The following is a 12,290-nucleotide window of genomic DNA, read 5'->3' as shown; positions in this document are numbered from 1 at the left end:
GCTACTCGTCTTATAAAATTCACGCTGGCATAGCGTAATATAAATTGGGAATTAATAATGTTACAGATTACCGATAATATAAAAGAACAGCAATTATTGCCGTTATTTCGTCTGGCTTTTCGTCCATTCTTTTTAGCTGGCGCGGTTTTTTCCCTCGTTAGCATGCTAGTGTGGGGTTTATTACTTTCGGCAAAAATCACACTTCCCTCTTTATTACCCGCGAGCCTTTGGCATGCCCATGAAATGTTATTTGGTTTTGCGGGCGCTATTATTTTAGGTTTTTTGCTCACCGCAGTACAAAACTGGACAGGTTATCCCGGACTAAAGGGGAAAAAACTGGCCGCCCTACTGTTTCTTTGGTTAGCTGGGAGAATCGCAATGTTTGCTTTGCCCCCCCCGTTCTACTGGCTCACCTTTATTTTAGAATTAAGCTGGATGCCATTGGCCGCCTTAGTGCTAGGTAAAGCGGTTATCCATGCCAAGCAATGGCGCAATCTGTTTTTTGTGCCGCTTTTATTGCTTATGTCCATCTTAAATGCCGTGAGCCTTTATGGTTTTCTACATTATGATTATATTCTCTCCCAACACGCTATCTGGAGTATGTTGTTTTTAGTTTTCTTTATTATCGCGGCAATGGGCGGGCGGGTTATTCCTTTTTTTACCAGCAAAGGCACGGGCACGGAAAAAGTACAGCCTCACAATTACCTTGAGTATTTAGCGCTTGCTCCGCTACTATTATTGGCAATTTTTATCTGGTTGCCTAATTTATCTGTTATTTCAGCGGCGCTTGCTCTGCTTGCAGGTGTTGCTAATTTAATTAGAGTTCTTCGCTGGAAACCCTTAATTACGCTGTCAGTGCCATTACTCTGGTCATTACATTTTAGTTATCTGCTGCTCTCACTGGGTCTGGTTTTTTATTCGCTAGGGCTGTTTATTCCTACTATCAATGCCACCACTATGATTCACCTTGCTGCTATCGCAGGTATTGGCGGTATTATTTTAGCGATGATCAGTCGGGTTTCATTGGGCCATACTGGCCGCCCATTAAATCCTTCTAAGTGGATGAATATTGCCTTTTTTGCGACCATCATTTCAGCGCTAGTAAGACTCATTTTTCCCTACTTAATGCCGGATCTTATTCTAATGGCATATTGGATTAGCATACTATTTTGGTGTTGCGCTTTTGTCTTGTTTGTTTTGTTTTACGCTAAAATGTTACTTTCAGCCCGCACCGATCAGCGCCCGGGTTAAGTGGTAACAGATATTTTAACGCACTAAATAAGGACTTTTATCCCTTAACTTTTTTGCATATGTTACTCAATGCTGACTAGATTAAGGGTTCATCTGTTTTCCCCAATAAAATTTTTTCAGCTTTCAGTAGATCCTTTTTTGCGCCCTGCAGCAACACCACATCCCCCACGTTAAAACGCACATCTTTCGAGATAACAACCTCTTCACCACCTTGACGATGTAATGATTTGATAATTATCCCAGAAAAATTAAACTGCTCAACGAAACTGTCCAGTACTGCTGAATTTTCAGTTAATACAACCGCATGTAAAGGTTCAATAACCCATGTTTCCTTGTCTTTGGGACTTTTTTGGCCGTAATAAAAACCATGCAGATGCTGGTATTTAGTTCTCCGCTCACACTCTAACCGTTCCATTATTCGCCGCCGGGGAATACCGGATAAAAATAAAACATGCGCAACCAACATCAAGCTGCCTTCTAATACTTCCGGCACTACCTCCGTTGCCCCCGCTTTTTTCAGTGCCTCTAACCCTTTATCCGTTTTCGTACGTACTAATACTTTAACGCTGGGGTTGAGTAAACGAATCTGTGCTAACAGTGCCATTGAACGCTGCAGATCATCAAAAGTGATAATTAATAGCTTGGCTTTTTCTATGCCCGCTACCAGCAAGATTTCGCGCCGACTGGCATCACCAAATTCAATTTGCTCCCCTCCCTTACGCGCCTCTTTAACACGCATCGGATCTCTGTCTAATACCATAAAAGGTAATGATTCACTTCTTAAAAAACGCGACACTATCTGTCCGACACGCCCGTAACCACAAATAATAATATGATCGTTAAATTGCCCGGGTAAGGTTTTTTGAAAACGAAAAACATTTTCGTACTGATGCAAAAACTCACGGGTGATCCTGCTACTGTATTTAACTAACACAGGTGTGAGTGACATGCTAATCACCCCGGTTGCGATAAGCAGCGACGATAATTGCTCATCGAGCAACTGATATTTATTTGCCATTGCCACCAATATAAAACCAAACTCGCCCATTTGTGCTAAAGCAATCCCCACCGCCAGAGAGGTGGTCAGCTTTTCTCTCATAATTAAGGCGGCCAGCATGGTCGTTAGTGTTTTCGCCACCATCATACCCGCTACAATCAAAAACAATGTGGCCAGGTTATCTCGTAATACACCGAAATCTAGTAAGGTGCCAATAGAGATAAAAAACATCGCCATCAATATATCTTTAAAGGGGCGAATATCCGCGGAGAGCTGATGGCGATAATGACTTTCTGCCAGCATCATACCTGCCAAAAAAGCCCCGAGTGCCATTGATAAACCAAGTAATTGTGTAAACCAAGCGGCTAATAAGGTTACAAAAAGGGTCGATAAAATAAAAACTTCATCACTACGTAAGCGCCCCATCTCATAAAAAAAATGTGGTAGTAACCAACGACCAACGGAGAGTAAAACAGTAACTGCAAATATCCCTTTCACAAAAGCAACCGATAAGGATGTTACAAATTCACCGTCTAATGCAGGCCGTGCAATAATAGGGATAATAATAAGAAAAAGAACAACAGCAAGATCTTGAAATAGTAAAATTGCAACAGCCAGCTTCCCCTGCTGCGAATGCAACCTTTGCTGATCGGATAAAATTTTAACAATAATTGCCGTTGATGACATAGTTAATACACACGCCACCATAAAAGATTGCTGCCAGTTCATGGCCAATAACTGACTTAACAGATAAAACACCAAAAATGACCCACTGACCTGCAATACCCCCACGCCAAACAGTGAGCGTCGCATCGCGATTACTTTATTTAAGGAAAATTCTAAACCTAATGAGAACATTAAAAAAACGATACCAAATTCAGCAACTAACTCTATTTCATGGTAGGAATTAAGAAAATTTAACAAGGAAGGACCAAGCATAAACCCCGTAAACAGGTATGCAACGATATTCGACAACCTAAATTGCCGCAATACAATCACACTAATAATGGCAAACAATAACAGTAATAAAAGATCGCTTAACACTCTCTTTACTATCTCCTCATTGCATCACTTGCTATACGTCCTATTTTAGCGTCAAAAAAAAAGTAACAACAAAGTACAAGATTATAAATTCCCTGTTTTCATTGTTTAAATGGATACCCTATTTTTCACAGAAAATGAAAAAAATTTAGTTTTTAAAGCACATACCTTAAGCATAGCCAATCCCGACAAAATCATGAATATTTATAACGGTTTATTTATGGCAACACAGCTAAATACGGCATGAAATGTGCATTAAATTTTAGGGTAAGATGGGATTGTCAAATAAGGAGGTTATTATCAAAACATTAACACAAGCAGAAACGGGGAATTATCCCCTCGGCAATGGACTGTTTACGGTATTTTCTAATAATCCTGCTTTAACAGTTGAAAATAAACTGCTCTGCCTCGAGCTATTACAAACATCTCTTGATTTAAAGGAGATGATGACAACTTTTGCCTCTTTAGTGGCAAGATTTATCCGCCCCTTTAATATACGTTTTCAATCTGCACATGGCTTTTTTAGCCTTAATAATGAAAATAAATTCCATTGCAGCGACAGTTTCAATCTATCTATCTCATCGACAAGTGCAAGAATCGGCTCTATTACCTACCAAAGTACAACTCCTCTCTCTGCACAAGAAAATAAATTACTAACTGAATTACATCAGTTACTGGTGCCCAGCTTAAGGCATGCATTAAAATTTTCAGAATTAAACTCCATGGTGTTTAAAGATCACCTGACCAATATTGGTAATCGTGCCTACTATGATGAAAGTTTGGAAAGAGCGATATTACAAAGTAGCCGTAGTCATCAGGGATTGTCGTTAATCGTATTAGACATTAACGACTTTAAAATTATTAATGATACCTTTGGTCATTTGAAAGGTGATCAAGTATTACAACACTTTTCCGGTGCTCTTATTAAAAGCATACGTACCTCGGATATGGTATTTCGTTTAGGCGGTGATGAGTTTGCAGTTATTCTTCAGCCGAGTGACCAAAAATCGGTCCATAAAGTGATTGCGCGCCTGCATCAGGAGATTTCGAATAATAGTTTTTTCACTGAGTTAAATTTTTCAAGCAGTATCGGTTTTAGCCACTGGCTGATGGGACTCAGTGCTAACGAACTGTTTTCCATTGCCGATCAAAACTTATACATTAATAAAGCGTCACAGAAAACTTCAAATCAATAGCCATATAGCCAAACGACTTGAAGATGCAGATTAGAGTCTGTTCAAGTCGTTTCTCTCTACCGCCATTTTTCAGCGCTATTTCAATGGTTTTAATAGCCCTTTAATGGCACTTATCAAACTGGCAAAGACCAGCAGCGCAGCCAGTAGCGGCAGCACAAACCAGATGCCGAGATGCAAACTCGGCGTTAATTTGAACCCCCATTTTATCAAACTAAAGACAACCAACTCTGCGCCAACAGCGGCAACAAAACCGGCTGCTATCGCCATTACGCCATATTCACTCCATAATGTTTGGCTGATCCTTTTTCTGCTCGCACCCAATGTCCGATAAAGCGTAATTTCTCGCTGGCGCTGCGTTAAACTTAAACGCAGCAGTGTAAAAATCAGTAAAATACCGCTAACCACTCCCAGCCCGGCTAAGACAGTTAACGACCAGACTATCTGCATCAGCAGATGTTGAATTTTCTCGCCCACAATACGAAAATCCAATAAACTTACGGTTGGGTAATCACGGCCAAGCTGATTCAATAGAGGAATTTGCTGCTCACTGATACGAAAACTGAGCAACCAAGTTGCCGGTAAGTTGGCTATCAGATCCGGAGTGAAAATAAAGTAAAAGTTAGGTTTCATGCTTTGCCACTGCACAGAGCGAATCGAGTTAACAGTCGCACTCACGCTCTGGCTATTAATAGAAAAGCTTAAACTGTCCCCGACTTCAATCCCCAGATCCTGCGCGACGCTTTGCTCAACAGACACCCCCTTCGTTGCTGTCCATTGTCCTGCAAGAAGTTCATTATAAACAGGCAGTTGTTCTGCCCACGTAAAGTTAATTTCACGGTGCAGCACATTTAAATTTTGTTTCTCCTGGGTAATGACCTCTTTAATATTAAGCCCGTTAATTTGCGTCACACGGCCCCGAATAATGGCATAAGCTTGTGATCGTTCAATATTATTTGCATCCAACTTTTGTAGATATTCCAACCGCTGCGTTGGGGCAATATTGAGAGCAAAGACATTAGCGGCATCGGCCGGTAAGCTCTTCTGCCAATCAACCAACAGATCACTGCGCAGCAGCCAGATAACAGTCACCAGCATCAGAGATCCTGAAAGTGCAGCCAACTGCATTATACTGCCTTTCTTTGAGCGTCTAATGCGGCTTAATGCCAGGGTCATCGCTGGCCCCCAACGCTGTTTTTGCAGCAAAGAGAGCAAGCTATAACTGCTGCCTGCTAAGAGTACGAAAAGCATGATTAAGCCGCCAAGCACCATCCACACTAAGGCGTTACCACCATAGAAAAGCATAAAAGCCAGCACCGGCAGTCCTGCCAGCCACCATCCCTTTTTAGATGGCGCTACGGCTTGAGCCTGCAGCACAGCAACGGCGGAGGTATCCAATAATCTTATTAACGGGATACCTAAAGCGGGTAAACCAATCAACAACGCGACCAATGTCGCAGCGACAAAAGGCAGGTAACCGTAACCTGGCAATTGAGCAGGCAAAATATCCTGCAGGGGTAAACGTAAAAGTAGCTCTAATCCTAAACCAAGCAATGATCCAAACAATAAAGCCGCAGCAAACATTAAGCTAACTTGCGCCAATAACCATCTACGCAGCCATTTTTTACTCGCGCCCATACTTTTTAACATCGCCACAGTATCAGTCCGACTGCTTGCATAATGCTGACAGGTAAGCACTAAAGTCACTGCTGCCATTAATATCACCATCACAATAGTGAGCGATAAATACTGTTTGGCTTTTTTAATTAAATCTGCGGTTCTTCCTTGATTATCTTCACTTATCCAGCGCTCAGAAGGTTGCAGTTGATGACCGCGCTGGAGCTTATTTAATGCACTCTCTTCACCATTAAAAAAAATCCTATGTTGCACTCGACTACCCAATTGAATCGCCCCAGTTTTAGGCAGATCAGACTGATGAATAAACACGCTGGGCATGGTTCTAAACGGGTTAAAAGTAAGTTCAGGTTGCGCAGCTATGCTCCCCGCCACAGTTAATTCGGCATCACCAATTGCCAGGCGATCTCCTATGCCCACCTGCAGTAATGAAAACAGTCGCGCCGAAATCCATAATTCGCCAGGCAATACAGAGTGGCTGACTTTCCCCCCTTGCCCCACTAAATTAAACTCACCCCGTAACGGATAACTCGTTTCAACGGATCTAACACTGACCAACTGCATGTCATTGTCACTAAACGCCATGGTTTGAAAACGCGTTTGCACAGACACAGTCAATCCTAACGTGTGCGCATCTTCAATCAGCCATTGCGGCGCGGGATTGGCGGATCTGAACACCAAATCGGCAGCCATCATAGTGCGGCCCTGCGCTGTCATGACCTTTTCAACGCGAATAGCCAAGGCCGATAACGCCACGACACAGGCAACAATCAGGGTAAGCGCAGCCACCACAGGCCAAAGTTGTCCTTGCCATATCTCGCGCAGGCTCCAACGAAAGAGCATGGTATTGCCTGAAGCAGTTTTGATTTTTTTCATTACGCCTCCTGCAGTTGACCGGCATCAATAATAAGTGTGCGATCACAGCGCTTAGCAAGCATGGCATCATGGGTTATCAGCACTAAGGTTGTGCCATTATTACGGTTCATTTCAAACAACAGTTCAATAATGTTTTCTGCTGTTTTTTGATCCAGATTGCCCGTGGGCTCATCAGCAAAGAGGATTTTGGGTTGCGTCATAAACGCCCGCGCCAATGCCACACGCTGCTGCTCGCCACCTGACAACTGCGCAGGCAGATGCGTTTCACGACCCGATAAACCGACCGACAGCAACAACTGTTTAGCCCTTTCTATATCTTCTCCATCACCGCGTAAAATCGCAGGTAAGGTGACATTTTCTAGTGCACTTAATGATGGGATCAGGAGGAAGTTTTGGAACACAAAACCAATTGACTCGCTGCGGATTTTCGCGCGCTGCTCATCATTCAATGATGACAATGGCTGACCGAGCAGCTCAATTTCACCTGAGCTTGGGCTATCTAAACCCGCTAATAATGCCATTAGGGTTGATTTACCTGCCCCAGATGTGCCAATAATAGCAACACTCTCACATGCAAAGAGTTCCAATGAGACATCTTTTAAAATAGATAACTCGGCTGCATTGGAGATAACCGACTTACAGACCGATATTGCTTTAATAATGGATGATGACATGATGAAAATATTCCCTTTGCTATTTATGCTGCTGTTTTCAGTGCAGTCAAACAGTAGCACGCTTCTTATTCTAGGTGACAGTTTAAGTGCGGGTTATCAAATGCCGATAGAGCAAAGCTGGCCGGCACTGCTGGGCGAGCAGCTTAAGCGACTGGATACGCCAACCACAGTGGTGAACGGCAGCATTTCCGGTGATACAACAGGCAATGGCTTAGCACGATTGCCTGCCCTGCTGGCACAATATAAACCCAGCACAGTATTAATTGAATTAGGTGCCAATGATGGCTTACGCGGCTTCCCGGTAAAGACCATTATAACTAATATTGAACAGATAATAAGTCTGATTAAAGCGCAAAACAGTCAGGTCATTCTGCTGCAGATTAAAATTCCCCCTAACTATGGTAAACGCTATACAGAGGCCTTTAGTTCACTTTATCCACAATTGAGTGAACGCAATAACCTGCCCTTACTGCCTTTTTTTCTCGAACCTCTAATGCAAAAACCACAATTGCTAATGAAAGATGGACTGCATCCCACCGTAAAAGCACAGCCTTGGATTGCACAGTTTATGGCCAAAGAGTTAGCGCCCTATCTTAAATAAGATAGTCGCACAGATGACTTTTAGCTAACCCGCGTTAAGCGAAGGAGACGCTTAAGTTATAAGCGTACTCTTCACTGAGTGAAGTCTGGCACTGCCATAAACCAACCGCCATCCTCAACTCACCGTTGATCAGAATAAACGGCACAAAATCACGTAACCAGGGCGGAACGTGGTATTCATGCAGTAATTTTTTAATACTGCGCGAGCCTGTTCGGCCAATCGGTTTGCAGCTTAATTGCGCAGCAAGCTGGCGGCGGAAACAGATTTCAATGGTTGAATTTTCTTGCACCAGCAACGCGCCACTTAAATTATCTTTAAACTCAAGCTCACTGAATGCTAAGGCTATCCGCCCATCGGCTAAATTGAGTATCGGTTCTCCCTGCCAAATAACTGACTCGCTGCAGTTTGCTGCAATATCCGTATCTTTGAGCAGATAAATATGGGTGCGGTAGCGGCGCACAGAATAACCTTTAAATTGGATAACAGGTAACGCATCAATTTTTGCTAAAACAAGATCGCTCCAAACGGCTTGCAACTGCGCAGCAGAGGGGTAATCCAAGCCATTTTCTTTAAACCAAAAACGTAATACATTGTTGCGCCTGCCGCTGCTCAATTTTTTTAATTTTTCAAAATCAAGGGCTTGCTGATTTAAAAAATAAAACACCAGTGTTGCAAAATCCTGCTGCGCAATTTCATCTAAGATCTGTTGCTGCTCTTGGCAAATAGCCGCGCTGCGCGCCACCGATTTAGCTATACCCGGCCAGCGCGCTTTTAATAAGGGAGAAATAGTATGGCGGATAAAATTGCGGTCAAAAGCCTGGTCGCTATTGCTTTCATCTTCAATCCAATTTAACTGGAACTGAGCCGCGTAGCCCTCTAACTGCGCCCGAGAGTAATTTAATAAAGGACGCAGCAGATACCCCGAACTCAATTTTTGCTTATAACGGATACCCTGTAATCCGGTATTACCAGAGCCACGTTTTAACGCAAGCAGCACAGTTTCAAGCTGATCATCTTGATGGTGAGCGGTGACTAAGTAGCTCTGCGATGATAATTTTTCGCTTAAACAGCCATAGCGTTTATCTCTGGCCAGTGCCTCGAGACTGGTACGCGTGGGTTTAGTTAACTGCAGCGTTGAACAGGTGAAATCAACCCCCAACTGAGCGCAGAGCTGACTACAGAAATCACGCCAGTGCTGCGCATTTTTACTTAAGCCATGATTAATATGATGGGCAAAGAGGATTAAATTCGGCGCAGTTTCACGCAGGCGCGTAAAAAGATGCAGCAGCACCACCGAATCTAAACCGCCGCTTAAGGCAATATGGAAATTCACCTCTGGCTGCTTTGCTAAAGGCGCCAACTGCCCTGCAAATTCTTTCAAAAAATCATTTTCTTTCATTCGCTTACCCGCAACAGAAGTTAACTGAGATGATCAAAGTGCAAGGTGACATTTTGTTCACCAAATAAACGTGCTAAGGCAAATAACAGGTCATCAGAAGGCGTTACCGACCAAGCCCGCCCCAATGAAAGCTCGGTTTGTGCCTGCCGGTTTTTATATTCAATGAAAACCGGGCACAAACCGCCCATGGCAGGCTGCAGAGCATCGCTTAACAGATCTTGAAAATCATCCCCTAGCTGCTCGGAATCTACTTTTAAACGTAATTTTGATGCAAATCGCTCGCGCGCCTGATCAATACTCATCACTTCGCGAGCATTCATTTTCAGCCCGCCATTGAAGTAATCTTCACTGACTTGCCCCTGCAGAACGACAACGCTGTCAGCCACTAATAATTCTTCATATTGATCGAGCAGATCGGCAAATACGGTGATCTCCATGCGTGCACTTTTATCATCAAGGGTAATAATGCCCATCCGTTTACCCGCTTTGGTGACCATCACACGCATGCTTAAAATCAGACCTGCCACACGGCTGTTTTGACCGCGGCGATTAGCGATAAGATCCACCAGTTTTGTACAGTGAAAAGCGCGCAGATGCGACTCATACTGATTGATCGGATGACCGGTCAGGTACAAACCAAGCGTCTCTTTCTCACCCGCCAACCATTTTTTTTCAGGCCATGTTGCGACACATGCAAATTTATTGGCTATCTCATCACTGTCTGTGGTCAGCACCCCGAACAGATCGTGCTGCCCGAATGCTTCCGCTTTTTTATGCTGTACAGCGGACTGCAGTGCATTCGGCAATGTTTCCATCAAAGCCGCCCGATGCGGCCCCAATTTATCTAATGCACCCGATAAAATAAGTTTTTCTAAGATCCGTTTTCCGCAACGTTTAAGATCGATTCGATTACAAAAATCAAAGAGATCTTTAAATTTACCGCCCGCTTCACGTGCTTCAATAATCGCATCAACGGGGCCTTCACCAACCCCTTTAACCGCGCCGATCCCGTAAACAATACGCAGATCAGGATCGACATTAAATTTAAATAACCCTTCATTGACATCCGGAGGACCAAGATCTAATCCCATGTTTTGACATTCAGCCACTAATGTCACAATCTTCTCGGTATTATCCATATCCGCCGACATAACCGCAGCCATAAAATAGGAGGGATAAAAGGTTTTCATCCACAGCGTCTGGTATGAAACTAAGGCGTAAGCCGCTGAGTGGGATTTGTTAAAACCATAACCGGCGAATTTTTCCACCAGATCGAAGATCTTCATCGCCAGTTCGGCATCGATACCGTTAGCAACAGCCCCCTCTTCAAAAGCGGCACGCTGTTTGGCCATCTCTTCCGGTTTTTTCTTACCCATTGCACGGCGCAGCATATCCGCGCCGCCCAATGTATAGCCAGATAATATCTGCGCAATCTGCATCACCTGTTCCTGATACAGAATGATGCCGTAAGTTGGATCCAATATCTCTTTTAATGAGTCATGTTGCCATTTTTCATCCGGGTAGGAGACCGCTTCACGACCGTGCTTACGCTCGATAAAGTTATCTACCATGCCTGAGCCTAAGGGTCCGGGACGAAACAGTGCAACCAGTGCTATCATATCTTCAAAGCAGTCAGGCTGCAGACGGCGGATAAGATCCTTCATACCGCGCGACTCTAACTGGAATACTGCAGTAGTTTCATACTTTTTTAACAGCTCAAAACAAGCTGGCTCAGTAAGATCGATTTTCTCAATAAAGATAGGCTCTTCACCGCGCACTTTTTTATGCGCATTAGCCATATCCAACGCCCACTGAATAATGGTCAGTGTACGCAGACCCAAGAAGTCAAATTTGACTAAACCGGCATATTCCACATCATTTTTATCAAACTGAGTAACCGGGTTGTTACCCGCTTCATCACAATAGAGCGGAGAAAAATCGGTAATAGTCGTCGGTGAAATAACCACGCCACCGGCGTGTTTACCCGCATTACGAATCGTCCCTTCCAGCGTGCGGCACATGTCTATCAGCGCGCGCACCTCTTCGCTGCCATTATAACGATCATGTAATCTGGGCTCTTCTTCAAATGCTTTGGTCAGGGTCATACCCGGTGTTGGTGGCACCAGTTTAGAGATGCCGTCCACAAAACCGTAAGGATGACCGAGTACACGGCCGACATCACGAATTACCGCTTTAGCCGCCATGGTACCAAAAGTGATAATCTGCGAAACCGCATCACGACCGTACAGTTCGGCAACGTGATCGATGACTTCATCACGCCTGTCCATACAGAAATCGATATCAAAATCGGGCATGGAAACACGTTCAGGGTTTAAGAATCGTTCGAACAGCAGCTCAAATTCCAGAGGATCCAGATCGGTAATCTTTTGTGCATAGGCAACCAGAGAACCGGCACCACTACCACGGCCAGGTCCAACCGGAATATTGTTATCTTTACTCCATTGAATAAACTCCATAACGATCAAGAAGTAGCCTGGGAATCCCATGGTATTGATAACGTCTAATTCAATCTGCAGACGCTCATCATAGGGTTTACGGATTTCGGCAAAATCAGGGGCGTTTTTATCAAATAAGAATTCTAAACGCTCTTCTAACCCTTTCC

At 43.8% G+C, this 12,290-nt stretch carries 8 protein-coding genes; 3 read left to right on the top strand and 5 right to left on the bottom strand.

Annotation, left to right across the window (positions count from 1 at the left end; translation table 11 throughout):
* The first annotated feature begins 57 nt into the window (after positions 1–57).
* Positions 58–1,251 carry an NnrS family protein gene (locus ACJAT7_RS04330; protein WP_415225571.1) on the top strand — a complete coding sequence of 398 codons (1,194 nt, stop codon included), beginning with the start codon at positions 58–60 and terminating at the stop codon, positions 1,249–1,251.
* Between the two features lie 76 nt (positions 1,252–1,327).
* Here ACJAT7_RS04330 and ACJAT7_RS04325 read toward each other — a convergent pair whose 3' ends face one another.
* Complete coding sequence (locus tag ACJAT7_RS04325) at positions 1,328–3,292, bottom strand: cation:proton antiporter (RefSeq protein WP_415225570.1); 1,965 nt, start codon at positions 3,290–3,292, stop codon at positions 1,328–1,330.
* Between the two features lie 269 nt (positions 3,293–3,561).
* Between ACJAT7_RS04325 and ACJAT7_RS04320 the strand changes: the two genes are divergently transcribed.
* Positions 3,562–4,485, top strand: coding sequence for a GGDEF domain-containing protein (locus ACJAT7_RS04320; protein WP_415225569.1), 924 nt, complete (start codon positions 3,562–3,564; stop codon positions 4,483–4,485).
* A gap of 75 nt (positions 4,486–4,560) precedes the next feature.
* Here the strand turns inward: ACJAT7_RS04320 and ACJAT7_RS04315 are convergent, their stop codons facing one another.
* On the bottom strand, positions 4,561–6,993 hold the full coding sequence (locus ACJAT7_RS04315) for an ABC transporter permease (protein WP_415225568.1): 2,433 nt from the start codon (positions 6,991–6,993) through the stop codon (positions 4,561–4,563).
* Positions 6,993–7,667: an ABC transporter ATP-binding protein gene (locus tag ACJAT7_RS04310; protein ID WP_415225567.1), complete on the bottom strand. Its 675-nt coding sequence runs from the start codon at positions 7,665–7,667 to the stop codon at positions 6,993–6,995. The genes ACJAT7_RS04315 and ACJAT7_RS04310 overlap by 1 nt, the downstream gene beginning before the upstream one ends.
* Between ACJAT7_RS04310 and ACJAT7_RS04305 the strand changes: the two genes are divergently transcribed.
* The gene (locus ACJAT7_RS04305; RefSeq protein ID WP_415225566.1) at positions 7,666–8,268 is read left to right on the top strand and encodes an arylesterase; all 603 of its coding nucleotides are present in this window, start codon (positions 7,666–7,668) and stop codon (positions 8,266–8,268) included. The genes ACJAT7_RS04310 and ACJAT7_RS04305 overlap by 2 nt on opposite strands.
* Before the next feature lie 34 nt (positions 8,269–8,302).
* On the opposite strand, the gene tilS is transcribed toward ACJAT7_RS04305, so the two are convergent.
* Positions 8,303–9,667: a tRNA lysidine(34) synthetase TilS gene (tilS, locus tag ACJAT7_RS04300; RefSeq protein WP_415225565.1), complete on the bottom strand. Its 1,365-nt coding sequence runs from the start codon at positions 9,665–9,667 to the stop codon at positions 8,303–8,305.
* 20 nt (positions 9,668–9,687) lie between these two features.
* On the bottom strand, positions 9,688–12,290 hold a 2,603-nt coding region (gene dnaE, locus ACJAT7_RS04295; RefSeq protein ID WP_415225564.1), incomplete at its 5' end, for a DNA polymerase III subunit alpha.

The organism is Psychromonas sp. (genome assembly GCF_047632995.1).
Lineage (GTDB): Bacteria > Pseudomonadota > Gammaproteobacteria > Enterobacterales > Psychromonadaceae > Psychromonas.
Note: the sequence above shows the minus strand (reverse complement) of the source record. Positions and strands in the feature narration are given on the sequence as shown.

Excerpts from the sequence above, each read along its gene's own strand:
- ACJAT7_RS04305 (WP_415225566.1), top strand. The coding sequence starts at position 7,666 with ATGATGAAAATATTCCCTTTGCTATTTATGCTGCTGTTTTCAGTGCAG.
- ACJAT7_RS04310 (WP_415225567.1), bottom strand. The coding sequence starts at position 7,667 with ATGTCATCATCCATTATTAAAGCAATATCGGTCTGTAAGTCGGTTATC.
- ACJAT7_RS04320 (WP_415225569.1), top strand. The coding sequence starts at position 3,562 with ATGGGATTGTCAAATAAGGAGGTTATTATCAAAACATTAACACAAGCA.
- tilS (WP_415225565.1), bottom strand. The coding sequence starts at position 9,667 with ATGAAAGAAAATGATTTTTTGAAAGAATTTGCAGGGCAGTTGGCGCCT.
- ACJAT7_RS04315 (WP_415225568.1), bottom strand. The coding sequence starts at position 6,993 with ATGAAAAAAATCAAAACTGCTTCAGGCAATACCATGCTCTTTCGTTGG.
- ACJAT7_RS04330 (WP_415225571.1), top strand. The coding sequence starts at position 58 with ATGTTACAGATTACCGATAATATAAAAGAACAGCAATTATTGCCGTTA.